A 20,129-nucleotide genomic window follows, 5' to 3' on the forward strand; every position below is an offset into this window, starting at 1 on the left:
CTCATGAGTGCCATCGAGGAGCAGGCGGGGCCACGCCCCGGGCCCGGCACACCGCCCCCGGGCGCGGGTCCCCGCCGGTTCCCCGGTGGCCTCGTCCCGACGTCGCGGTCCCGGCCCGGGCGGCGACGGCGCACGTTCCTGCCGCAGTTCCTGCTCGCCCCCGCGGTGCTGCTGTTCCTGCTGTTCACCGTCGCCCCCGGTGCCTACGCCCTCTGGCTCAGCTTCCTCAAGCCGCAGATCGGCGGGGGCCTGCTCGGCAACGAGGACCCGAAGGACGTCTTCGCCGGCTTGGAGAACTACCGGGCCACCCTCGCGGACTCCGAGTTCTGGCACAGCATCCTGCGGATGCTGCTGGTCGCGGGCATCGGCGTGCCCGCCACGATCTTCTTCGCCACCCTGTTCGCCCTCTGCCTCGACGCGAAGCGGGCGCGGCTGGTCGGCGTCGCGCGACTGGCCATCTTCCTGCCGTACGCCGTCCCGGGTGTCATCGCCTCGCTGCTGTGGGGCTTCATGTACCTGCCGGCGACCAGCCCGATCGGCGGTGACCACATCGACTACTTCGGTTCCGGTCAGGTGTTCTTCTCGGTCGCCAACGTGGCGGTGTGGGGCGTGCTCGGCTTCAACATGGTGGTGCTCTACACCACGCTGCGCTCCCTGCCGCGCGAACTGTTCGAAGCCGCCGAGATCGACGGAGCGAGCGAGCTGCAGATCGCGCTGCGCATCAAACTGCCGCTGCTCGCGCCGACCATGACCCTGGTGACGGTGTTCTCCCTGATCGGCGCGCTGCAGCTGTTCAACGAACCGACCACCCTGAAACCCGTCGCGAACGCGATCAGCTCGACCTGGGTGCCTCTGATGCGCGTCTACACCGACGCCTTCGTCAACAACGACATCCACCGGGGAGCGGCCACCTCGTTCCTGCTCATCGTCATGACCGTCACGGCCACCGCGGTCGCCAACCTGATCCTGCGCAGGATCTCCCGAAGGAGTGAGCGATGACCGCCGTCATCACCGGGCCCGCCTCGGCGGCCGCGCGCCGGCGGACGCCCTCCGGCCGCGTCAATCTAATGCCCACGATCATCCTGGCCCTCGGCGCCCTGTACTGCGTGCTGCCCGTGCTGTGGATCGTGATCGCGTCCACCAAGACCAACGACGAGCTGTTCTCCACGGCGCCGTTCACCCCCTCGTTCCACGGCGGCTTCGTCTCCAACATCGAGGCGCTGTTCACGTACAACGACGGCATCTTCGCGCGCTGGGCGCTCAACTCCGTGATCTACGCCTTCGGCGGCGCCGCGCTGTCGACGATCATCTGCGGCTGCGCCGGGTACGCCCTGGGCAAGTACCGCTTCCGCGGCAGCGTCTGGACGTTCCGGATCATCGTGGCCGCGGTGCTGCTTCCGCAGATCATGCTGGCCATCCCGCAGTTCCTGATGCTGGCGAAGGTCGGGCTGACCAACAACTACGCTGCGGTCATCCTCCCGCAGCTGGTCAGTCCGTTCGCCATCTACCTGTGCAAGATCTATTCGGAGGCCTCGGTCAGCGACGACATCCTGGAGGCGGCCCGCGTGGACGGGGGATCGGAGTGGCGCATCTTCCGGTCCATCGGCACCCGTCTCATGGCCCCGGCCCTCGTGACCGTGTTCCTCCTGCAGTTCATCGCCATCTGGAACAACTTCCTGCTGCCCTTCGTCATGCTCAACACCGACCGCCTCTACCCGCTGACCGAGGGGCTGTACGGACTGCTGATCATCACCGGCGGCCAGGCCGCGCAGTACTCCATCGTCGTCATCGGCGTACTGTTGTCGATCATTCCGCTGGCCCTGCTGTTCCTCTCGTTGCAGCGCTACTGGCGGGTCGACCTGCTGTCCGGGGGAGTGAAGGCCTGATGCGGCACGGTGCCGGCCGGCGACCGGTGGTGGCGGCGCTGCCCCGGCTGGGCTTCGGGGCGGCGGCCATCGCGCAGCCGCCCGTTCCGGCCGGTCAGGCCATGGACTGCCTGGCCGCGGCGTGGGACAGCGGCTTCCGCTACTACGACACGGCGCCGATGTACGGCGACGGGCGCTCGGAACTGCTTCTGGGATGGATGCTGCGGGGACGGCCGCGGGACTCGTACGTGCTGAGCACCAAGGTCGGCCGGCTGGTGCGGCCCGGGCACCCGGACACCGCGCGCACCGGGGCGGGGTGGATCTACGACTTCAGCCACGACGGGGTCCTCACCTCCCTCGACGAGAGTCTGCGGCGGCTGGGCGTCGACCGGGTGGACATGGTCTTCATCCACGATCCCGACCACCACTGGGAACAGGCCCTGGACGGCGCGTGGCCCGCCCTCGCGCGGCTGCGGGACGAGGGGGTGATCGGCGCGGTGGGGGTCGGCATGGTCCAGGCACCCATGCTGGCCCGGTTCATCCGGGAGACCGACATCGACGTGGTGCTGGCGGCCGGCGTCTACACCCTGCTGGACTCGCAGGCCCGCCTCGAACTGCTGCCCGAGGCCGAGCGCCGGGGGGTCACGGTCATCGCGGCCCAGGCCATGCACGGCGGGCTGATCGAGGGAGTGGCCCAGCCGCAGTTCCGCTACCGGCCGGTGACCGAGGAGATCCGGCACACGGTGGCGCGGATCGCGCGGATCTGCCGCGCGTACGGGGTGCCGAGCGCAGCCGCCGCTCTCCAGTTCCCGCTGGGACACCCGGCGGTGGGCTGTGTCCTCACCGGCCCCGCCTCGCAGGGCCAACTGCGTGAGAACCTCGACTGGGCGACCACCGAGATCCCGCCGGGACTGTGGGGGCGGCTGCGCGAGGAAGGCCTGGTGCCCCCGGACGTCCCCGTTCCCGCCCTGCCCGCGCCACACCCCTGGAGCATCCCGTGAGCCGCATCGTCATCCTCTCCGGCGTGACCGAGGTCGACGACCCCTGGCACGACTTCACGGCGACATCGCAGGCCATCGCGGACTGCCTGGAGGACGCCGGCTGGACCTGCACGGTGGAGAGCACCGGCCGGTGCGACCGCGCGGGCCTGACCCACGCCGACCTCTTGATCGTCAACAGCGGGCTGGCGTCGCCGCCCGGACCGGGGACCGAACCCTCGGCGGTCCTCCTCGACCACCTGGCCTCCGACCGCCCGGTTCTGGGCGTCCACGCCGCGGCGAACACCTTCGGGGCGGTGCCGGCGTGGGCGCGGCGCCTCGGGGTGCGCTGGGCGGAGGGTGTGTCGATGCATCCGCCCATCGGCCGGCAGCGGCTCACCCCGGCGGCCGGGACCGTGCTCGCCGGCCTCGACGAGGTCACGGTCCACGACGAGCTCTACAGCCACCTGGAGCTGCTGCGGCCGGCGGACGTACTCCTGGCGCACCCCCTCGACGGCCGCGACCACCCGCTGGTGCTCGCCCGGTCGGAGGGCCGGCAGCGGACCGTCTACGACGCGCTCGGGCACGGCGTCGAGTCGTACGCGTCCGCCACCCGCCGCGAACTGCTGCGCCGCGAGGTGCGCTGGCTGCTCGACGAGGGCTGAGTCGCGCGGAACGCCGTGCCGCCCTGCGGCCGGCACGGCGCCAGGGACGTCATGACCGGCCGCGGCGAACGGTTCTCAGGCCCTGGCGTGACGCCGGAGAACCGTTCGCGGGGCGGGAATCGGAGACGTGCGTCAGTCGTCGGTCTCCGCCGACGGGATGTAGGCGCCGGGCACGTCGCCCGGAGCGAAGATCTTGTCCTCACCGGGGTACGGCTTCGTCCACGCGTGCGTCTGGTACCACGTGAAGTGGTTCATCTGCGCGGGATTGGCGAAGTCCGGCTTGGCGTTCGGCCCGGTGAGCCGCTGCTTGGACCGCCAGGCCTCCCACTGAGCGGCGACCGCCCGCTCGGCCGCGGGAACCTTCTCCGACGGCACGGGCGCCGCGTGGGGGTTCTGCGGCGCCGGAGTGTCCAGACCGCAGGCGGGCGCCGTCTTCAGGCCGTCGGTCAGCGCGGTCCGGTTGGGCAGCGCGGTGAACGGCGTGTAGTCCGCCTTCTTTGTGAACGCCTTGGACATGGGAGTGGCGGCGCTGTCCTTCTGGTTCATCGGGTGGATCCCGAGGATCTGCTCGATGGTCCGGATCAGCGTGATCTGCGAGTAGTAGTGGCTGTCGACAGCGCCGTGCTCCGCCCAGGGGCTGATGATCTGGATCGGGGCACGGTGGCCGTCGACGTGGTCGAGCCCGGCCTGGGAGTCGTCCTCGACCACGAAGATCGCGGAGTCCTTCCAGTACGCGCTGTGCGAGATCTCGTCGACCATGCGGCCGACGGCGAGGTCGTTGTCCGCGACCTGGGCGGCGGGGCCGGCGGGCCCGCCGGTGTGGTCGCTGGAGAGCCAGAACATGTTCAGGTTCGCCGGACCGTTCTGCTCGAAGTCACGCTTCCAGATCTCGGCACGGTAGACGTCCGGGACGCTGGTGTCGAACTTCGCGAAGCCGGGGACCGAGACGCTGTTGAGCGACGGGATCGGGGAGGACGACGTCAGGTTGTAGGCCGTGTCCTGCCCGGTGGCCTGCATGTTCTTGGTGTCGCAGTACAGGTTCTGCCAGCTCGCGCCCGAGGGCTTGGCCAGGAACTGGTGGAACTCGCCGAAGTCCCGCACGGTCTGGCCCGCGGCCTGCGCGCCGGTCCACAGGAAGCCGGTCCGCTGGTGGCCGAGAGCGTCGTCCTCGGTGTCGTAGCTGCGGGCGTACTCACCGGCCGAGGACTCGGTGTACTCCGGGTTGTCGGCCTGCATCAGCCAGTTGTGACCCTCGGCGGAGTTCGTGCCGATGTCGTAGGTGTTGTCGTACAGGCCGAACTGGCGGGCCAGCGCGTGCTGGTTCGGCGTCACGTTCTCGCCGAACTCGGCCAGGGACGCGTCGCCGTTGCCCTGCGGGATGTCGCCGAAGAGCTGGTCGTAGGTGCGGTTCTCCTTGACGATCAGGAAGACGTGCTTGATCGTCGAGGGGTCGCCGAGCTTCTCCGGGACCGGAACGGGCTTCGGGCCCTTGCCCTTGGCCTTTGCCAGTTTGACCGAGTCCTTCGTCCAGCCGTTCTGCTGGAAGACCTTCGCCGTCTCGGACTTGATGACGTGGTCGCTCGGGAGCGTGAACCGCTGCACGCTCGAGGTGGTGTCGTGGGTGCCGTGCCCGGCGCTGTTGGTGGGGCGGCGGGCGTCGATGCCGCGGGTGTTGGAGACGACCACCTGGTTGCCGACGGTGGCGATCTCGGAGGGGAAGTAGTCCGTCGGGAGCAGACCGACGTAACTGACGGGCTCCTGCGGGGACGTGTACCGGTAGACGGCGACCGCGTCGGCACGGCCCAGCGTCACCAGCAGGTGGCCGTCGTCGGTGAGCGTCACCGCGTTGGGCTCGTAGCCCACGGACGCCTCGGGCCACGGCTGGGTGGCGATGGTCTGGACGACCTTGTTCTTGCGGGTGTCGATGACCGACACGTCGTTGGTGGCGGTGTCCGTGACGAACAGCGCCCCGTTCCTGGCGTACAGCGCGGTCGGGTGCAGACCGACGTCGATGCTCCCGACGGCGGCGGCCGGGTTCGCCAGGTCGATGACGCTGACCGTGCCCGTGGTGGTGGCACCGGTCACGGGGTCGGCCGGCACCTGGGTTCCGTACGAGTTGATGGTGGTCTCGCCGGGCCTCGCCGGCCGCCCGCCCTCGTTGCTGACGTAGAGCTTGCCGCCGACCTGGACCATGCCGCGCGGGGCGTTGCCGACGGCCCAGCTCTGCTCGACGGTGCCGGTCGCCGTGTCGATGGCGACGACGCGGTTCTGTCCGTTGACTGCGGCGTACACGGTGGAGCCGTCGGCGGAGAAGACGGGCTGGGCCACCAGCGCGTGCTTGGACCCGTCCGCGGGGATCTTGATGGACACCGGGTCGGCGAGGCTGCCGTCGGGATTCACCGTGAACTTGGTGTAGCCGTCGGTCTGGCCCAGCCACAGCTGCGAACCGTCGGGCGAGTACGTGGGGCCTTCCTGGCCCACGTCGTTGCCGCTGATGCGCAGGTCCGCCGTCGCGGAGTTGCCGACGAGCTGCTGAACCTTCCAGTTCTTCAGGTCCACGACGGCGAGCGCCATGCCGCCGTCGGTGAGCGAGGCCGCGAGGTGGCTGCCGTCCGGGCTGACCGAGGACGACATGATCTTGCCATTGTCGATGACGAGCCGCTCGCCGTAGGGGTCGATGTACTGGTCGCTGGAGACGACCTGCCCGCGATGGGTGCTCTGGCCCACCTGGTCGTGGCCGAACTGGGTGGTCTGGGCGAATCCGATGCCCGTTCCGGTCGCGAGGACGACAGCGGTCGCGGCTGCCAGCGTCAGGCTCCTGCGGCTGCCCAAGTGGCGGCCGAGGAGGCCGGAGCCGGCCCTGCCGGCCGGCGTGCGACGACGTGTGACCTGCATGTTGAGTTATCCCTTCGAGGTGGGGAGCAGTTCGGCGTTGCCGTCGAACTGCCAGAGCGGGTTCGGTGCGTCCCCATCGCGAGTCCGCACCAGGAAGTAGCCGTTCACTTCCTTCGGCCCGTCGCCGTCGGCGACGAACCGCCCGTCCGGGGTGATGTCGAGCTGGTAGACGGCCGACCCCGTGGCGGCCACACCGGGCAGGTGCCAGGAGACGACGCAACGCCAGTCGTTCCCGGCCCCCTCGGCGTTGTCGCTGACACCGGCCTTGGTGCAGGCCGCCGTGGCCTTCAGCTGGTCTTCGGTGACAGCGGGGCGGTTGAGCTGGTCGGTCTGCATGCGGTAGAGGTGGGCGAACGCGGTGGCGACCGAGCGCTGCACCTTGTCCTGCTCGATACCGGAACCCGTGGCCGAGGTCGTCGCCGCGACGATCGCGACCGTCGCGACCACCAGCCCCACCAGCGGCAGGACTCCGGCGACGACCACGCGACGCGACGAGCCGTCGTCGGACAGGTTGGTGAAGTCGCGCCGCAGGAAGAGCACATACGCCAGCACCGTCGCGGTCACGGCCCACACCAGGCTGACCGCGATGCCGATCAGCAGCGGCGCGAGCTGCACGGGGCTGGTGAACAGACCGTTCCAGGCGATGAAGGCGTACCCGGGCAGAGCGACGCGTACGGCGACGGGGAGCGGCATCATCTGGGCGACCTGCATCACGAGCGCGACGAGCGCGGGCAGCAGCAGCCCCATGGGAGAGCGCCCCAGCGCGATGGATCCCAGCAGGCCGATGCCGGCCAGGGCCAGGGTGGGGGCGAGTGCGCAGAGCCAGGCGAGCAGCACCTGCACGGCGGCGTCGGACGGCGCCAGGAGGTGCCCGTCGAGGCCGACCAGCGGCCGGTTGCCTACCGCGGCGAGCCCCCCGACGGTGCTGGAGCAGGCCAGCCCGGCCACGAGCAGCACGAGGACGGTGAGACTGGCGAGGGTCTTCGCCGCGAAGATCCGCCGAGGCGACCGGACCGCGACGAGCAGGTGCCGCCAGGTGCCGAGCCGGTCCTCGGAGGCGAACACGTCGCCGGCGACCACCGAGGTCACGAGCGGAAGCGCCCACGTCCCCGCGAATCCGAGCATCACCAGTGGCCCGGCCCACCCCGTCGCGAGCATCCAGCGCCCGAAGAGCGTGTCGACGGGAAGCGTGCTCTGCCGGCTCACGGCCGCGACGAAGAGCGCCGGCGCGATCCAGCAGGCCAGGACGAGCAAGCGGATCCGCCATTGCGAGACCAGCTTGACCAGTTCGAAACGGTAGACACGCGCGACCGGGGCGCGCGAAGCGCTGCCGACGGCGGTGTCGGCGACTATGGCGGTCGCGGTCATCGGCCGGCCTCCGGCTGTTCGGTGAGGGCGAGGAACGCCGCCTCGAGCGGCGACACCACCGGTGCGAGCTCGCGCACCGCGATACCCGCGCGCACGAGTCCCGCCACCAGTTCATCGAGGGCGGCCACCAGCGTGCGCACGACGAGCACGTCCTCGTCGTGCCGGGCCCCGGCGTCGCCGACGACGTGGATCCCGGCTGCGCCGGCGGCCAGTCGACGGGCGGCGCGCGGGTCGGAGGTCCGCAGCCGGTAGTCGAGTTCGCGGTTCTCGGCCGCCAGCTTGCCCAGCGGGCCCGAGAAGACGACCCGTCCGGTGGCGAGGATGGTGACCTCCGAGCACAGCGCCTCGAGATCCTCCATGTGGTGGCTCGAGATCACGACCGCGGCTCCCTCGTTCGCGAGCCGGGTGATGACGCCGTACACGTGCTTCTTGCCCGCCGGGTCCAGGCCGTTGGAGGGTTCGTCGAGCACGAGCAACCGGGGCTTGGTGAGCAGCGCCGCGGCGAGCCCGAGCCGCTGCCGCATGCCGAGGGAGAACCCGCGCGCCCGGTCGTCGGCGACGTCCGTGAGCCCGACCTGGTCGAGCGCTTCGTCGATCCCCGCCGCGCGCGCGTCCTGGCCGCGGAGTGCGGCGAGCGTGGCAAGGTTCTGCCTGGCGGTGAGCGACGGGTAGAGGCCGGGTCCGTCCACGAAACCGGAGACACCGTCAGGAGCGGCGAGCGTGCGCCCGATCGGAGTGCCCAGGATCTCGAGGCCGCCGCTGTCGGCGACCGCCAGCCCGAGAAGGAGGCCGAGCAGCGTCGTCTTGCCGGCTCCATTGGGCCCGACCAGACCATGCACCTGTCCCCGCGTCACATCCAGATCCATGGCGTCGAGCGCGACAACGTCTCCGAATCGTTTGGTGATCCCGCGGGCACGGACTGCGAGGAGTGTGTCCATGAGTCCCTTCTTCCTCAACGCTCAAGGACCTTAGGGAGGCGCACGGCCTCGGCAGAGACGGCGGATTGAACGTCGGGGGAACGGATCGTCAAGGCATCGGCAAGTCGGAGTGCACGAATGCGCCGCGATCCGTTCAGACCAGTCAGACGTGGACAGGCCCGGGGGCTCCGGCGGCGGCGGCCTGACCGCAACCGCCGGCTACCCGGCGAAGTCCCCTCGGGACGCCACCGGGCAGTGTGGTGAGCGCGTGGGGCCGTACCACCCCCGCCGCAGTCAGGAACGGGCCCCGGGAGCGCGGGAACCCGCGAGGGGTCAGCCGGGCGGATGGGGCCGGGTGAGTCCCAGGTCGTAGGCGAGGATGACGGCCTGGACGCGGTCTCGGGCGCCGACCTTCGCCAGTACCCGGCCGACATGTGTCTTCACGGTCGATTCCGACAGGACCAGGCGTTCGGCGATCTCGCCGTTCGTCCATCCCCGGCCGATGGCGACCAGGATCTCCCGTTCGCGTCCGGTCAGGGCCGTCAACCGGGGGTCGTCGGCCGCGGTGGCGCCGGGCGGGAAGGCCGGGAGATGGTGGGCGTAGGCGTCGAGGAGGCGCCGGGTCACGGCCGGGGCGACCACCGCGTCGCCTTCCGCCACCGCGCGGATGCCGGCCAGCAGTTCCTCTGGGTGGGCGTCCTTGAGCAGGAACCCGCTGGCTCCCGCGCGCAGTGCGGCATGGGCGTACTCGTCGAGGTCGAAGGTGGTCAGGACGAGGACACGTGAGCGCCCTCCCGTGCCGACGATCCGACGTGTGGCCTCGATGCCGTCCATGCCGGGCATCCGGATGTCCATCAGCACGACGTCAGGCCGCAACTCCGCTGCCAGGCGGACGGCTTCGGTGCCGTGACCGGCTTCCCCGACCACGTCGGTGCCGGGTCGGCTTTCCAGCAGCATCCGGAAGCCGTAGCGCTGCAGGGGCTGGTCGTCCACGATCAGAACGGTGGTCATGCCACGCCGCCCGCGGCGTCGAGCTGGTCGGGGGCGAGCTCGAGGTCCGCCGTCACCGTCCAGCCACCGCCGGGTCGGGGGCCTGCCGTGACGGTTCCGCCGTACAGCGCGGCGCGCTCCTTCATGCCCGCGAGCCCATGTCCCGGCTCTCCCGGAGGCGAGTGCCCGGCTCCGCCCGGCGGCCCGCTGTCGTCGACGCGGACCCGCAGCCGGGTGGCGTCAGCAGTCACCTTGACGTGCGCCCTGGTGTGAGGGCCGGCGTGCTTGAGGGCGTTGGTGAGTGCTTCCTGCACGATGCGGTACGCCATGAGCTGCACTCCGCGGTCCAGGTCCTCCAGTTCGCCGCCCGCCGTGTAGACGACGTGTGGTCCGGCCGCGCGGATCCGCGCGCACAGCCCGTCGATGTCGGCGACGCCCGGCTGCGGGTTCAGCTCCGGGCCTTCCTCGGTCGTCCGGTCGCGCAGGACGCCCAGCATGCGCCGCAGCTCGCCCAGTGCCTGTCGGCCCGTGTCACCGATCAGCACCAGGGCTTCCCGCCCGCGCTCCGGGGAGGCCCCGACGGCGTACGCGCCGCCGTCGGCCAGCGTGACGATGACGGAGAGGTTGTGCCCGACGATGTCGTGCATCTCGCGGGCCACCCGGGTGCGTTCGGTCGCCGCGGCGAGCCGGCTGCGCTGGTCCCGCTCGATCTCCAGGCGGGCCGCGCGCTCACGCAGACCCGCCAGCTGGGCCCGGCGGATCCGCACGGCGATGCCGACCGCGACCGCCGCGGTCGCGGCACTGAACAGGAAGAACGAGGAGTCCCAGACGGACACCGCGGCGGACAGCCGTACCGCGACCAGCGCCAGGGCCGCTGCCATGGCCGCACAGGCCCACGCCAGCTGCCGCAGCCGACCGTGCAGCGCCAGGCTGTACAGGGCGACCAGCAGGGCGACGTCCGCCCGCAGTGCCGCGCCGAGAGCCCACTGCAGCACGAAGACCGTCATGACCACGGCGAAAGCGGTCGCCGGGCGCCTGCGCCGCCACAGCAGGGGCAGCACCAGACCCGCCTGCAGGAGCAGCGTCGCGGGCAGCGGCAGCCGGGTGAAGGCGATCCGGTGCTCCCGCAGGCCATCGTCGTCGTGGACCAGATCCGGGACGCAGAACACCAGCAGGACGAGGGCCACCACCACGGTGTCCAGGACCCACGGGTGATCGCGGTCCGCCTGCCGCACGCGCTGGCTCGCCCTGGACCAGCGCACGAACACCGGGTGCCCGGACAACGGATCGTCCACCGCGGCCGGTGGCAGGTCCGGGTCGAAGGAGGCGGTGCCTTGCTGGCTCACGGATCTCACCTGTCCATCGTGGGCGGGAAAAGCCGTCCGCGGCACCCGGCGCCGGCCGGGTGCCGCGGACGAGCATGCCTCATGCGTCGCTGCGCACCAGCCGGACTGCGGCTCCGGTCAGGGCGGCTGCGGTCCACAGCACGAAGACGATCAACCCGGCCACGGGCGACAGCGTCGTCGCGTCGTGATGCAGGGCGAACATGGCCTGGCCGGCGTTGCTGGGCAGACAGGGGCTGATGTTGTCCTGCCAGGCGGTGGGAAGCAGCGAGATCAGGCCGGGGATCAGCATCAGCGAGGCCACCAGCACCGAGATGCCACCCGCCACCGACCGCAGCAGCGCACCCAGGGCGACGCCGATCACGCCGACGAGGCCGAGGTAGAGACCGGCCCCCAGCAGACCGCGCACGACACCCGCGTCGGACAGCGTCATCGCCGCCCGGGTCTGCGCGACGATGCCGCTGTCGGCGAGAAAGGTCACGAAGACGCCGGCGGTGCTCAAGGCCAGCGCGATCACGCCGAACACCGCGGCCTTGGACCACAGCACCGGCAGGCGCCGCGGAACGGCGGCCAGAGTCGAGCGGATCATGCCGGTGGAGTACTCACCCGCGGCGACCAGCACCCCGAGGACGCCGAGTGCCAACTGGGCGAAGTTGGTGCCGAAAAGCGACAGGCTGAGTGCGGTGGCATCCGCGAAGTCGCGGTCCATGGGCCGGCCCGAGGAGATCCTGGCCTTGAACTGGAACGCGGCGATCAGACCGAACGCGACCAGGAACAGCAGGCCCAGCCCGAGGGTGATCCAGCTGGAGCGCAGTGACCACAGCTTGGCCCACTCCGAGCGCAGCACTCGTGTTCCCGTCACCTTGTAGGCGGGTCGCGCGACAGACGCGGCGACAGGCGTGGATTCCTGGCTCGGCGCGATGGTGTTCACAGCACACTCCCGGGGGCTTCGAATCCGGTGACGGACCCGTGGTACTCCACGGCGTCCTTGGTCAGGTCCATGAATGCCTCTTCGAGGGAGACCGTTCGCGGGGCCAGTTCGAACAGCGCGATGCCGTGCTCGGCGGCCTTGAGACCGATCGCGCGTGCCGACAGTCCCGTGACGACAAGCTCCTCGGAGCCGGCCCGGCCGGTGATCTCCACACCCGCCCCGGCCAGCACCTCGCGCAGCCGCGCCGGGTCGGCCGTGGCCACCTTCACCACGTCGCCGCCTGCCTGGCGGACCAGAGCCTGCACCGTGGTGTCGGCCAGCAGGCGCCCGCGCCCCACGATGATCAGGTGGTCCGCGACGAGCGCGACCTCGCTCATCAGGTGCGAGGACACGAAGACGGTCCGGCCCTCGGCGGCCAGCCCCGTCAGAAGGTTGCGGATCCACAGGACGCCTTCCGGGTCCAGGCCGTTGACCGGTTCGTCCAGCATCACGGTGGCAGGGTCGCCGAGTAGGGCGGCCGCGATGCCCAGGCGCTGTCCCATGCCCAGGGAGAACGCGCCCGCGCGTTTCTTCGCGACGGACTGCAGGCCGGTCAGCTCGATGACCTCCTCCACCCGGCTGCGCGGGATGCCGTGGGTGTGGGCCTGGGCCATCAGATGGTTGAACGCCGACCGGCCCGGGTGGATCGACTTGGCCTCCAGCAGGGCACCGACCTCCTGGAGCGGTGCGGCGTGTCCGGCGTAGCGGTGGCCGTTGACCCGTACCGATCCGCTGGTGGGCGCGTCCAGCCCGACGACCATCCGCATCGTGGTCGACTTGCCCGCCCCGTTCGGCCCCAGGAACCCGGTGACGGTGCCCGGCCGGACCGTGAAGTCGAGTCGGTCGACCGCGGTCTTCTCCCCGTACCGCTTCGTCAGCTGGTGTGCCTCGATCATCGGTGGCCCCTGGGTCGTCGTGGGCCGGACTGTCCCGACCGCCTCACCTGCAACGCTAGATTCCACCGCGGCGAGATCCGTGGTACCCGGGACCGATCATCGACGATGCCGTAGTACCCCGGTACCACTCCCTGCGCGCGCCCGGTCACGGCTGACCTGCCGCGACCCCACCGCGGGCCGGCGGGTGGCCGCGGGCTTCTCCGCGTGGTGGGTCGTGCGCGCATCACCCGGTCGGCGGCGGCTTTCTGCGGCAGCCCGTGAGCGGAGACAGGCACGGGAAAGGGGACCTCGCGGAACCGTGTGGAGAACTTCGTTCTCCGGCGCGCCCCGCCGTCGTCCGGCTCCTTCCCGACCCTAGACTGCGGGGCGTCTACTCATTTGTAGACGAATGTGTACGAGGTGCCGTCAGGCACCCCGCTTCTCCAGTGAGGCCACCGTCCATGCCCTGCGCGACGCCTGCAGCAGTCGGCCTCGTGCGCGCGGACCGCCGGTCGCCCGCCGGCGCGTCGTGTGCGGGGCACGGCCTGGCAGCGCCCTCAATGCCCTGCGGGCCGTGCCCGCGTACAGGAGGCCGGCGTGAACGGTGAGGACCGCGCCCCGCCCCGGGCCCCCTGCGTGACAGTCGATCACTCATGCATGACGGCCCTGGAGGGACGGAGATGGACAAACCGCAGACCTCTGCCGCGGCACCCGCGGCCGGCATCGGCGAGACGGTCGGCGCATCCGCGGTCAAGAAGCTGCCGGAGGTCGCCCTGGCCTTCTGGATCATGAAGATCGCGGCGACGACGCTCGGGGAGACGGCAGGCGACCTCTTCGCCCAGACCCTCGAGATCGGCTACTTCCTCACCACCGTCGCCCTGTTCTCGATCTTCTTGGTCACCCTTGCCGTTCAGCTCCGGTCGTGGCGCTACAACCCCTTCGTCTACTGGACGGTCATCCTCTCCACCAGCATGGCGGGCACCACCATGTCCGACTTCATGAACCGCGATGCCGGCGCCGAGTACCTCTCCCACGGCTCCACATCACTGGGCTGGGGACCCCAGGGACTGGGACTGGGCTACCCCACCGGTGCGGGCATCCTCGCCTCCCTTCTGATCGCGATCTTCGCCGCCTGGCGGCTGACCCGGCTGCCGTTCACCCTCCGGGACATCCACACTTTCCGCGCGGAAGCCCTGTTCTGGACGGCCATCCTCGTCTCCAACACCCTGGGCACCTCGATGGGCGACTTCCTGTCCGACAGCTCCGGCCTCGGCTACGCCGGAGGCGCACTGCTCATCACCGGGCTGCTCGCCTGCCTGCTCGCTCTTGTGTACGTCCCGGCCGTGCCGAACGTGCTGCTGTTCTGGATCGCGTTCGTGCTCACTCGCCCCCTGGGCGCCACCGCCGGCGACTTCCTGACCAAGCCCACCGCCAAGGGCGGCCTCGACCTGGGCACCGCGGGCTCGTCCGCGGTGCTCCTGGCGGTCCTGCTCGGGTTCATGGGGCACGCGTATCTTCACGAGCGGCGAAGCGCCGGGACACCGAACGGGCGGCCTGCTCGTGCGGCGTAGCGACCCGCCCGGCCCGTGCCCGGCCGGCCTGGTGGTGTGGTGCGGCAGTTCCGGTGGAGCGGGCTCGTACGGTGCTGCGTCAGTGTCCCAGCAGCTCGGCGGCCCGTTCGGCGATGGCGCAGACGGCGGCGTCGGTGTTCGCCCGGGACTTGTCCGGGCGATCATGTTCTTGAGACGGAACGAGCAAGACGTCGCCCAGGTCTTGGCACCTCCGGCGCCACCAGGGCCAAGCGCGTGGCGCGGAGGGGTCGGGCAGGGTTCTCTCCAGGAACCCGGCGTAGGCTTTCTTGATGATCGACGCGATTTCTCGGGCCGCTCGTCTGTGAGAGCCCCTACGGGCCGCTCAATCAGCAGGCGGTCGTCCCAGAGGTCGCAGCCCTGCAAGTGCGGTCGCGGCACGTAGAGCGGTCGGCGCGGACGGCGCGCGAAGACCTGCCAGCGGTTGACGGCGTCTTCGAGGTCCCGGACATGAAGTTGGCACCGGGCCGATCATGCGACGGCTCGGTGTCCGGGTCGTTGATGTGGACGTGGGGCGGGCCCGGACGGCGATCGCCCTTACCAGGTCGCAGTCTTCGGGTGGCGGCCCGGTCAAGCTCGGCATCGGTCCGCAGGATGTGCGCCAGGACGACGGCATCCTGATGGTCGGACTTCTTGCGGAGCGCGCCGGTTCCGATGGCGGGCCACCGCCATCGGATTGATCGCGAAGACATGGCGGCGGTAAGGGCCGTGCGTGACCAGGTGAGGCCGAGCCACCGCCGTGCCGTCCGGCGAACCCCGCACCTATGCTGATGCTCGGTCACATCATCATGCCGGCCCCATATTTCACGACTTAATTTTTGGTTTGTATTGACGCCTGGGTCGATGACTCCTACCGTCCGATCCAGCTCGCGCACCCCGCAACGCGACCGAGGAGACACGCGTGACCAACGCTCCCGCCGTGCTCGTCCGAGTCCGCCGTCACCGCAGACTCACCGCCTTCCTCACCACCGCCGCCCTGCTGCCGGTCGCCGCCGGTATCACCCTGCTCGCCGCCCCGGAGGCCGGGGCGGCGACCATCCCCACCACGCCCACCACCGTCGTCAACGCCAACAGCGGAAAGCGCGTGGACGCACGCGCCGCGACCACCGCCAACGGCACGGCAGTGCAGCAGTACACCTGCAACGGGACCGCCGCCCAGTCCTGGCAGTTCACCGCGACCGACAGCGGCTACTACCGGATCGGCGCGGCCTCCGCGCCGAATCAGGTATGGGACGAGACCGACGTCTCCACCGCCGACGGCGCGCTGACCCAGCTGTGGCTCTACGGCGGCGGCGCCAACCAGCAGTGGCTGCCGGTCGCCGAGGCCTCCGGCTCGTACCACTTCGTCAACCGCAACAGCGGGAAGTGCCTCGACGTCCCGTCGGCGTCCACCGCGGACGGCGTCCAGCTGCAGCAGTACACCTGCAACGGCACCGCCGCCCAGTCCTTCGCGCTCTCCGGGGGCGTCACACCACCGACGGGCACTCCGGACTTCGGCCCCAACGTCACCGTGTTCGATCCGTCGATGTCGGCGGCCGCCATCCAGTCGAAGGTCAACTCGGTCTACGCCACCCAGCGGACCAACGAGTTCGGCACCCAGCGCAACGCCCTGCTGTTCACCCCCGGCACGTACAACGTCGACATACCCGTCGGGTACTACACGCAGGTCTCCGGGCTCGGCCTGTCACCGACCCAGGTGTCGATCACGGGCGGCGGCGTGCACGTCGAAGGCCACCTCGAGGACGGCAACGCCACCCAGAACTTCTGGCGCGACGTCGAGAACATGTCGCTGAGCCCCAGCTCGGGCAGCACGATGTGGGCCGTCTCGCAGGCCGACCCGTTCCGGCGGATGGACGTGCACGGCAGCATGAAGCTGTGGGACGACACCCACGGCACCAGCACCAACTGGTCCAGCGGGGGCTTCGTCGCCGACTCCCGGATATCCGGCCAGGTCAACTCCGGGACCCAGCAGCAGTTCCTGACCCGGAACACCGCCCTGAACGGCGGCTGGACCGGCCGCAACTGGAACATGGTCTTCGTCGGTGACACCGGGGCCCCGGCCACCGGCTTCCCCAACCCGCCGTACACCACCGTGGCCCAGAGCCCGGTCATGCGCGAGAAGCCGTTCGTCTACGTCGACGGCGCAGGCGCCTGGCAGGTCTTCGTCCCGTCCCTGCGGAGCAACGTCCAAGGGCCGGACTGGGTGGGCGGTACCGCCCCCGGGACCTCGTTGCCGATCAGCCAGTTCTACATCGCCAAGCCCGGTGACACCGCCACGACGATGAACAACGCACTCGCCGCGGGCAAGAACCTGCTCGTCACGCCGGGCGTCTACCACCTGTCCGCCGCGCTCAACATCACCCGCCCCGACACGGTGGTCCTCGGAATGGGCCTGGCCACCCTGGTCCCGGACAACGGCAACGCCGCGATCACCACCGCCGACGTCGACGGCATCGACATCGCCGGACTGCTGATCAGCGCGAACACCACCAACTCGGCCACGCTCATGCAGGTCGGCCCGGCCGGGTCGACCGCCGGCCACGCCGCCGACCCGATCGTGCTGCACGACGTGTTCTTCCGCATCGGCGGCGACGTCCCGGGCAAGGCGACCCAGACACTGGTCGTCAACAGCAACGACGTCATCGGCGACGACCTGTGGCTCTGGCGGGGGGATCACACCAACGGCGTGGGCTGGACCACCAACCCGGCCGCCAACGGACTGATCGTCAACGGCAACAACGTCACCATGTACGGTCTGGCGGTCGAGCACTACCAGAAGTACCAGACCACCTGGAACGGCAACGGCGGCCGTACGTACTTCTACCAGAGCGAGACCCCCTACGACGTGCCCGACCAGGCCGCCTGGACCACCAGCGGCGGCGACCTCGGCTACGCCTCGTACAAGGTCGCCAACTCCGTCACGTCGCACGAGGCATGGGGCGTGGGCGTCTACGCCTACCTCCGTGACAACCCCTCCCTGGTGCTCGGCCACGGCATCGAGGTGCCCACGACGTCCACGGTGAAGTTCCACAGCATGGTCACCACGGTCCTGGGCGGTGCCGGCACCATCAACCACATCATCGACAACACCGGCAACCAGGTCACGGCCGCCAGCAACGTGGCCTACCTGGTCAGCTATCCGTAGGTCCGTCCTCCCTCTCGCACCGGACGCAGGGGCCGGCCCGCACCGGGCCGGCCCCTGCGTTTGTGCAACTCCCCGCTGGGCGCATCGTCGTGCCGAACGAAGGGTGCCGGGTACGTCTCGCCGTGCGGCGTTCAGTCGTGGTCGGCCGCGACCGCGGTGGCGAGCCGCCGGGCCTCGTCCACCGCGTGCGGGATGTCGTCGACGGGGAAGAGTACGTGCCGCACAGTCCGCTGCCGGTCGAGGACGAGGACGCTGCGCTTGAGCCGCGTTCGGCCGGCGGCGTGGAAGGTGGGCAGGCGCAGGGCCGCGGCCAGCTGAAGACGGGCGTCCGACAGAAGCGGGTACGGCACCGACTCGGCCCGGCCGAACGCGGCCTGCTCGTGGGGCAGCTGGGTGCTGACGCCGTGGACGGCGGCACCCGCGTCGCGGAAGGCGGGCCAGGCGTCGCGGAACAGGCGGTTCTCCAGTGTGCAGCCGGCCGCGCCCGGCAACGGCTCCTCCCACCGCACGCCGGTGGCGGGGTAGGCGAACAGGACGGTCGCGGCGGCCTCCGGGGCGACCGCGTCACGTGGTGTCCCGTCGCTGCCCGGCAGTTCGAGCCCCTCGGCCAGCCGGGTGCCGGTCAGGGAGTGCACGCGGGCGTGCTCCGCGCTGTCCTCGGCCGCCGTCGCGGTAAGGCTTCCATCCCCCAGGACCCAACGGTCGCCCCAGTCCTGCATCGCCACCAGCAGCGGGAGCAGCCCGGTGCCGGCGTCCGTCAGCAGGTACTCGTACCGGACCGGGCGGCGCTGATAGAGGCTGCGACGCAGGACACCGCTCGCGACGAGCCGTCCCAGCCGTTCGGTGAGGACCTTGCGGGACAGGCCCAGCTCCGCGGCGAGGGCGTCGAAGCGTACGTGGCCGCGTGCGATCTCCCGCAGGACCAGGACGTTCCACCAGTCACCCGTGATCACGGCGGCCTGGGCGATCCCGCAGGTCGCGTCGGCGTTGTGCATCTTCATCACCCCATAGTAAGTTCCCTCCGGGAACTCACTTTGTTTCAGTATGGAACTTATTCCGATCGAACGTGAGGAGCTGCACCATGACCGCCATCACCCGCGTCATCGGCCGCGAGATCATCGACAGCCGGGGCAACCCCACCGTCGAGGTGGACGTCGAGCTGTCGGACGGCTCGACCGGCCGGGCCGCCGTACCGTCCGGGGCGTCGACCGGCGCACGAGAGGCCGTCGAACTGCGCGACGGGGACCCGGGTCGCTTTCACGGCAAGGGAGTACGCCGGGCGGTGGACGCCGTCAACGAGAGCATCGCGGACACCGTGACGGGCCTCGACGCGGAGAACCAGGCTGCCGTCGACGCGGCACTGATCGAACTGGACGGCACCCCCAACAAGGCCCGGCTCGGGGCCAACGCCACCCTGGGCGTCTCGCTGGCCGTGGCCAAGGCCGCCGCGGCCGCTCACCGTCTGCCGCTGTACCGGTACGTCGGCGGGGTGGACGCACGACTGCTGCCCGTGCCGATGATGAACATCATCAACGGCGGCGCGCACGCCGACAACCCGCTGGACTTCCAGGAGTTCATGATCGCCCCGATCGGCGCGGCCACCTTCGCCGAAGCCGTACGCATGGGCTCCGAGGTCTTCCACACCCTGCGCCGCGACCTCATCGCCGCCGGCCACAGCACCGGCGTCGGCGACGAAGGCGGATTCGCACCGGACCTGCGCACCGCCGACGAAGCACTGGACTTCGTGGTCCGTGCCGTCGAGCGCACCGGTTACAAGCCCGGCGAGGACATCACCGTCGTCATGGACCCCGCCACCTCGGAGTTCTTCCGGGACGGGGTCTACGACTACTCGGGCGAGGGCCTGCGCCGTACGCCCGAACAGCACGTGGACTACCTCGCGGGCCTCGTCACGCGCCACCCGGTGGCCTCGATCGAGGACCCGATGGCCGAGGACGACCTCGACGGCTGGCGGCTGCTCATGGCCCGGCTCGGCGACCGGTGCCAGCTCACCGGCGACGACGTGTTCTGCACCAACGAGACCCTGCTGCGCGAGGGCATCGACAACGGGGTTGCCAACTCGATCCTGGTGAAGGTCAATCAGATCGGCACCCTCACCGAGACCCTGGCCACCGTCGGCACCGCCCACCGCGCGGGCTACACGGTGGTGATGTCGCACCGCTCCGGGGAGACCGAGGACACCACGATCGCCGATCTCGCCGTGGCCACGGGCTGCGGCCAGATCAAGACCGGATCGATGTCCCGCTCGGACCGCACCGCCAAGTACAACCAGCTCATCCGCATCGAAGAGGAACTGGGGCCCCAGGCCCGGTACGCGGGCAGGGACGCCCTCGGCCTCCGCCGATGACGCGAACGGGCGCCCCGTTATCTTTTTCGCGGTCCTGCAAGAGGGCCGCTGGCCTCCGGGCCCGGTATGACTGTTGCCCTACCTTCTTCATGGGTTCGCACCGGTCACTCGTAGGATCGGCGGAACCCAGGGGTTCCAGGTATGGCTGTGACTGTTCCGCCGCCG

General features: G+C 70.5%; 16 protein-coding genes. 8 read left to right on the plus strand and 8 right to left on the minus strand.

Annotation, left to right across the window (positions count from 1 at the left end; translation table 11 throughout):
* Positions 1-3: 3 nt before the first annotated feature.
* Genes ACIP98_RS38095 through ACIP98_RS38110 form a run of 4 tightly spaced genes read left to right on the plus strand, consistent with a single transcriptional unit; the run spans position 4 to position 3,507 of the window.
* Positions 4-999 carry a sugar ABC transporter permease gene (locus tag ACIP98_RS38095; RefSeq protein WP_319664128.1) on the plus strand — a complete coding sequence of 332 codons (996 nt, stop codon included), beginning with the start codon at positions 4-6 and terminating at the stop codon, positions 997-999.
* A complete protein-coding gene (locus ACIP98_RS38100) occupies positions 996-1,886 on the plus strand; it encodes a carbohydrate ABC transporter permease (RefSeq protein ID WP_319664127.1) in 891 nt (296 codons plus the stop codon). The genes ACIP98_RS38095 and ACIP98_RS38100 overlap by 4 nt, the downstream gene beginning before the upstream one ends.
* Complete coding sequence (locus ACIP98_RS38105) at positions 1,886-2,866, plus strand: aldo/keto reductase (RefSeq protein WP_319664126.1); 981 nt, start codon at positions 1,886-1,888, stop codon at positions 2,864-2,866. The genes ACIP98_RS38100 and ACIP98_RS38105 overlap by 1 nt, the downstream gene beginning before the upstream one ends.
* Positions 2,863-3,507 carry a ThuA domain-containing protein gene (locus ACIP98_RS38110; protein WP_401980912.1) on the plus strand — a complete coding sequence of 215 codons (645 nt, stop codon included), beginning with the start codon at positions 2,863-2,865 and terminating at the stop codon, positions 3,505-3,507. Before ACIP98_RS38105 ends, ACIP98_RS38110 begins: the two co-directional genes overlap by 4 nt.
* Positions 3,508-3,639: 132 nt before the next feature.
* Here ACIP98_RS38110 and ACIP98_RS38115 read toward each other — a convergent pair whose 3' ends face one another.
* The 7 genes from ACIP98_RS38115 to ACIP98_RS38145 form a co-directional block, all read right to left on the minus strand.
* Positions 3,640-6,402 (minus strand): bifunctional YncE family protein/alkaline phosphatase family protein, encoded by a 2,763-nt coding sequence (locus tag ACIP98_RS38115; RefSeq protein ID WP_401980915.1) that lies wholly within the window; start codon positions 6,400-6,402, stop codon positions 3,640-3,642.
* A 6-nt stretch (positions 6,403-6,408) separates the two neighbouring features.
* Positions 6,409-7,770 carry an ABC transporter permease gene (locus ACIP98_RS38120; RefSeq protein WP_401980918.1) on the minus strand — a complete coding sequence of 454 codons (1,362 nt, stop codon included), beginning with the start codon at positions 7,768-7,770 and terminating at the stop codon, positions 6,409-6,411.
* Positions 7,767-8,708: an ABC transporter ATP-binding protein gene (locus ACIP98_RS38125; RefSeq protein ID WP_401980919.1), complete on the minus strand. Its 942-nt coding sequence runs from the start codon at positions 8,706-8,708 to the stop codon at positions 7,767-7,769. Before ACIP98_RS38125 ends, ACIP98_RS38120 begins: the two co-directional genes overlap by 4 nt.
* A gap of 312 nt (positions 8,709-9,020) precedes the next feature.
* Positions 9,021-9,698, minus strand: a complete 678-nt coding sequence (locus tag ACIP98_RS38130) for a response regulator (RefSeq protein WP_401980920.1) — start codon at positions 9,696-9,698, stop codon at positions 9,021-9,023.
* The gene (locus tag ACIP98_RS38135) at positions 9,695-11,023 is read right to left on the minus strand and encodes a sensor histidine kinase (RefSeq protein WP_401980923.1); all 1,329 of its coding nucleotides are present in this window, start codon (positions 11,021-11,023) and stop codon (positions 9,695-9,697) included. Before ACIP98_RS38135 ends, ACIP98_RS38130 begins: the two co-directional genes overlap by 4 nt.
* Positions 11,024-11,102: 79 nt before the next feature.
* Positions 11,103-11,951: an ABC transporter permease gene (locus ACIP98_RS38140; RefSeq protein ID WP_319664120.1), complete on the minus strand. Its 849-nt coding sequence runs from the start codon at positions 11,949-11,951 to the stop codon at positions 11,103-11,105.
* Complete coding sequence (locus ACIP98_RS38145; RefSeq protein ID WP_401980925.1) at positions 11,948-12,886, minus strand: ABC transporter ATP-binding protein; 939 nt, start codon at positions 12,884-12,886, stop codon at positions 11,948-11,950. Before ACIP98_RS38145 ends, ACIP98_RS38140 begins: the two co-directional genes overlap by 4 nt.
* A 659-nt stretch (positions 12,887-13,545) precedes the next feature.
* Between ACIP98_RS38145 and ACIP98_RS38150 the strand changes: the two genes are divergently transcribed.
* From ACIP98_RS38150 to ACIP98_RS38160, 3 genes are all read left to right on the plus strand, one after another.
* Positions 13,546-14,436 (plus strand): hypothetical protein, encoded by an 891-nt coding sequence (locus ACIP98_RS38150; RefSeq protein WP_319664118.1) that lies wholly within the window; start codon positions 13,546-13,548, stop codon positions 14,434-14,436.
* A 491-nt stretch (positions 14,437-14,927) separates the two neighbouring features.
* Entirely contained in the window at positions 14,928-15,134 is a 207-nt protein-coding gene (locus ACIP98_RS38155; RefSeq protein WP_401980927.1) for a hypothetical protein, read from the plus strand.
* 221 nt (positions 15,135-15,355) lie between these two features.
* Positions 15,356-17,599 carry an RICIN domain-containing protein gene (locus ACIP98_RS38160; protein WP_401980929.1) on the plus strand — a complete coding sequence of 748 codons (2,244 nt, stop codon included), beginning with the start codon at positions 15,356-15,358 and terminating at the stop codon, positions 17,597-17,599.
* Positions 17,600-17,730: 131 nt separating this feature from the next.
* Here the strand turns inward: ACIP98_RS38160 and ACIP98_RS38165 are convergent, their stop codons facing one another.
* Positions 17,731-18,600 (minus strand): winged helix-turn-helix transcriptional regulator, encoded by an 870-nt coding sequence (locus tag ACIP98_RS38165; protein WP_401980932.1) that lies wholly within the window; start codon positions 18,598-18,600, stop codon positions 17,731-17,733.
* Positions 18,601-18,680: 80 nt separating this feature from the next.
* On the opposite strand from ACIP98_RS38165, the gene eno reads away from it, so the two are divergent.
* Complete coding sequence (gene eno, locus ACIP98_RS38170; protein WP_319664116.1) at positions 18,681-19,964, plus strand: phosphopyruvate hydratase; 1,284 nt, start codon at positions 18,681-18,683, stop codon at positions 19,962-19,964.
* Positions 19,965-20,129: the final 165 nt, after the last annotated feature.

The organism is Streptomyces sp. NPDC088354 (assembly GCF_044753585.1).
Classification (GTDB): Bacteria; Actinomycetota; Actinomycetes; order Streptomycetales; family Streptomycetaceae; genus Actinacidiphila.

Excerpts from the sequence above, each read along its gene's own strand:
- ACIP98_RS38115 (WP_401980915.1), bottom strand. The coding sequence starts at position 6,402 with ATGCAGGTCACACGTCGTCGCACGCCGGCCGGCAGGGCCGGCTCCGGC.
- ACIP98_RS38155 (WP_401980927.1), top strand. The coding sequence starts at position 14,928 with ATGCGACGGCTCGGTGTCCGGGTCGTTGATGTGGACGTGGGGCGGGCC.
- ACIP98_RS38120 (WP_401980918.1), bottom strand. The coding sequence starts at position 7,770 with ATGACCGCGACCGCCATAGTCGCCGACACCGCCGTCGGCAGCGCTTCG.
- ACIP98_RS38165 (WP_401980932.1), bottom strand. The coding sequence starts at position 18,600 with ATGAAGATGCACAACGCCGACGCGACCTGCGGGATCGCCCAGGCCGCC.
- ACIP98_RS38145 (WP_401980925.1), bottom strand. The coding sequence starts at position 12,886 with ATGATCGAGGCACACCAGCTGACGAAGCGGTACGGGGAGAAGACCGCG.
- ACIP98_RS38130 (WP_401980920.1), bottom strand. The coding sequence starts at position 9,698 with ATGACCACCGTTCTGATCGTGGACGACCAGCCCCTGCAGCGCTACGGC.
- eno (WP_319664116.1), top strand. The coding sequence starts at position 18,681 with ATGACCGCCATCACCCGCGTCATCGGCCGCGAGATCATCGACAGCCGG.
- ACIP98_RS38095 (WP_319664128.1), top strand. The coding sequence starts at position 4 with ATGAGTGCCATCGAGGAGCAGGCGGGGCCACGCCCCGGGCCCGGCACA.
- ACIP98_RS38100 (WP_319664127.1), top strand. The coding sequence starts at position 996 with ATGACCGCCGTCATCACCGGGCCCGCCTCGGCGGCCGCGCGCCGGCGG.
- ACIP98_RS38125 (WP_401980919.1), bottom strand. The coding sequence starts at position 8,708 with ATGGACACACTCCTCGCAGTCCGTGCCCGCGGGATCACCAAACGATTC.
- ACIP98_RS38105 (WP_319664126.1), top strand. The coding sequence starts at position 1,886 with ATGCGGCACGGTGCCGGCCGGCGACCGGTGGTGGCGGCGCTGCCCCGG.
- ACIP98_RS38150 (WP_319664118.1), top strand. The coding sequence starts at position 13,546 with ATGGACAAACCGCAGACCTCTGCCGCGGCACCCGCGGCCGGCATCGGC.